This window comes from Loigolactobacillus jiayinensis, from assembly GCF_003946445.1.
In the GTDB taxonomy this organism is placed as follows: domain Bacteria; phylum Bacillota; class Bacilli; order Lactobacillales; family Lactobacillaceae; genus Loigolactobacillus; species Loigolactobacillus jiayinensis.
Window position 1 is genome coordinate 1 of the sequence record NZ_RHOF01000117.1, and the last position, 2,715, is coordinate 2,715.

Here is a 2,715-nt window from a genome sequence, read left to right on the forward strand (position 1 = left end):
TCAGGTTATGCTGACAAATTTGTCCAAAAATTCGGATTAAATTTGCAATCTACCACATATTATATTTTGATATACTAATTAACGGCAATTTATCCTGAAAGGGTTTGTTGTAATGGTATTTCAAAGTATCTCGTTTAATACACCGATAAGCACTTTACTTAATGATACATAAAAATCGTGATACAATTAGATGAAGTTTTAAAGGATATTATGGTCACTAAGTTACACGTGTAAATTTTTATGGAGGTGTTGTACTATGGCGAATTTCTACGAAAATGATCCTTTTTTCAACAATGATATGGATGATGTTTTCAATCAATTATTTCGGCGCATGGATAATCAAAATTCGGAGCGTGCACGGTACTTAGTTAATGGAAAATCGTTGACACCAGATGAGTTTGCTCAATACCGAGCAACTGGTAAGCTACCCCAAAATAATAAAACAATAGAAGTATCTAAAGATGGTAAACAGGCTTTTAAAAAAGGAGGGATTTTAGAAAAGTTAGGGACTAATTTGACGGAACAGGCTCGTGATGGATTACTAGATCCAGTGATTGGACGTGAGAATGAGATTCAAGAAACTGCAGAAATTTTGAGTCGTAGAACGAAAAATAATCCAATCTTAGTTGGTGATGCCGGTGTAGGTAAAACTGCAGTCGTCGAAGGTCTGGCACAAGCAATTGTGGCTGGTAAAGTTCCAGAAACGATTCAAGATAAAGAAATCTATTCGATTGATTTATCGTCTTTGGAAGCAGGAACTCAATATCGCGGTTCTTTTGAAGAGAATATTAAACAGCTGGTAAAGGAAGTTAAAGCAGCTGGTAATATTATTCTATTCTTCGATGAAATTCATCAGATTATCGGCACGGGTGCCACTGGTGGTGAAGACGGTGGCAAGGGATTGGCTGATATCATTAAACCTGCTTTGTCACGTGGCGAGCTGACTGTAATCGGGGCTACGACTCAAGATGAATATCGCAATACTATTTTGAAAAATGCGGCTTTGGCACGGCGATTCAATGATGTTGTGATTAATGAACCGACGGCCGCTGACACTTTACGTATATTACAAGGTGTTAAAAAGCTGTACGAAAAGCATCATCATGTTGTATTACCAGATGATGTTTTGAAGGCGGCTGTGGATTATTCAATCCAATATATACCACAACGCACTTTGCCAGATAAAGCTATCGATTTGATCGACATGACTGCGGCTCATTTAGCGGCTAAAAATTCTCAAACTGATGTTGAGACATTGGATCAACGCGTTAAAAAATTAGAGGCAGCTAAGGAGGCCGCCGTTAAATCGGAGGACTTTAAAAAAGCCGCTGATATCAAGAAGTCGATCGAGGAAACCAAGCAAAAAATTAAAGAAACGGATCAAAAAGAAAAAATCACTGCCACGATTGATGATGTGGCACAATCGGTTGAACGTTTAACTGGTATACCAGTTTCTGATATGGGCGCTAATGATATTGAGCATTTGAAAAATCTTGATAAGCGTCTGAAAAGTAAGGTAATCGGTCAAGATGAAGCGGTTGAAATGGTAGCAAAAGCAATTCGGCGTAACCGTGCGGGCTTTTCAGAGGGTGATCAGCCGATTGGAAGTTTTCTGTTTGTGGGCCCAACTGGCGTAGGAAAGACTGAATTAGCTAAGCAATTAGCCTTAGATATGTTTGGAAATGAAAATGCGATTATTCGGCTAGATATGAGTGAATATGCTGATCGTACAGCTGTGTCGAAATTAATTGGTACCTCGGCTGGATACGTAGGCTATGAAGATAATGCTAATACTCTAACTGAACGGGTTCGGCGTAATCCATATTCCATTGTATTATTAGATGAAATTGAAAAGGCTGATCCACAAGTATTAACGTTACTATTACAAGTGATGGATGATGGGCGCTTAACGGATGGACAAGGCAATGTCATTAATTTCAAAAATACGATTATTATTGCTACTTCTAATGCTGGCTTTGGTAATGAAGCATTAAGTGGTGACAAGCAACGAGATCAGTCATTAATGGATAAGCTAGCACCATTTTTCCGCCCAGAATTTCTGAACCGTTTTAATGGAATCGTGGAATTTTCACATCTGACTAAGCAAGACTTAAGTCAAATTGTCGATTTGATGTTGGCGGATGTACAAAAAACGTTAGCCAAAAAATCCATCAAACTTGAGGTAACTAAAGCGGCCAAAGATTGGCTGATGGAACAAGGCTATGATGAAGCAATGGGTGCGCGGCCATTACGGCGAGTAATTGAACAACAAATTCGTGATAAGGTAACGGATTTCTACCTTGACCACTTAGATGTCAAAAACTTGAAGGCTGATTTAGTGGATGGTGAGATTGTGATATCGGCAGCTTAGCTTAAATCAGTGTTCATAAATAACTTTATGTAAGAGGAGATTTATTGGGAAGGAGATCGCTTGATAGATCTCCTTTTTTCGTTGATTTTCACCATTTGATATTAATCTATTGAGTAAATATGGATATCGTCAAGAATCTTGTGTAAATTAAATACCTACGTACATATAATATGTAGTTAATTTAAGTAAAGGATGATTCCAGGGTGTCCTGAAGTCCGTTGAATCCGCGATGGATTCGCTTCATGGACTTCTCGTTGTAGACATTAAACTGAGAAACCAGGAATCGATTCAGTGAATCTTCCGTTGGAAATTGTTCTTTGTGGTGGGTGGTGCGCTTGAGATGC

The 2,715-nt window shown here is 38.5% G+C and carries 1 protein-coding gene and 1 pseudogene; one reads left to right on the forward strand and one right to left on the reverse strand.

The genetic code is table 11. The annotated features are described in order from the left end of the window. Positions 1-256 precede the first annotated feature (256 nt). Positions 257-2,371: an ATP-dependent protease ClpL gene (clpL, locus tag EKM80_RS14705; protein WP_125554422.1), complete on the forward strand. Its 2,115-nt coding sequence runs from the start codon at positions 257-259 to the stop codon at positions 2,369-2,371. A gap of 181 nt (positions 2,372-2,552) precedes the next feature. On the opposite strand, the pseudogene EKM80_RS14710 reads toward clpL, so the two are convergent. Next, positions 2,553-2,715: pseudogene (locus EKM80_RS14710) on the reverse strand (IS256 family transposase); the annotation flags it as partial.

Coding starts and splice junctions, on each gene's coding strand:
- clpL (WP_125554422.1), top strand. CDS start 257: ATGGCGAATTTCTACGAAAATGATCCTTTTTTCAACAATGATATGGAT.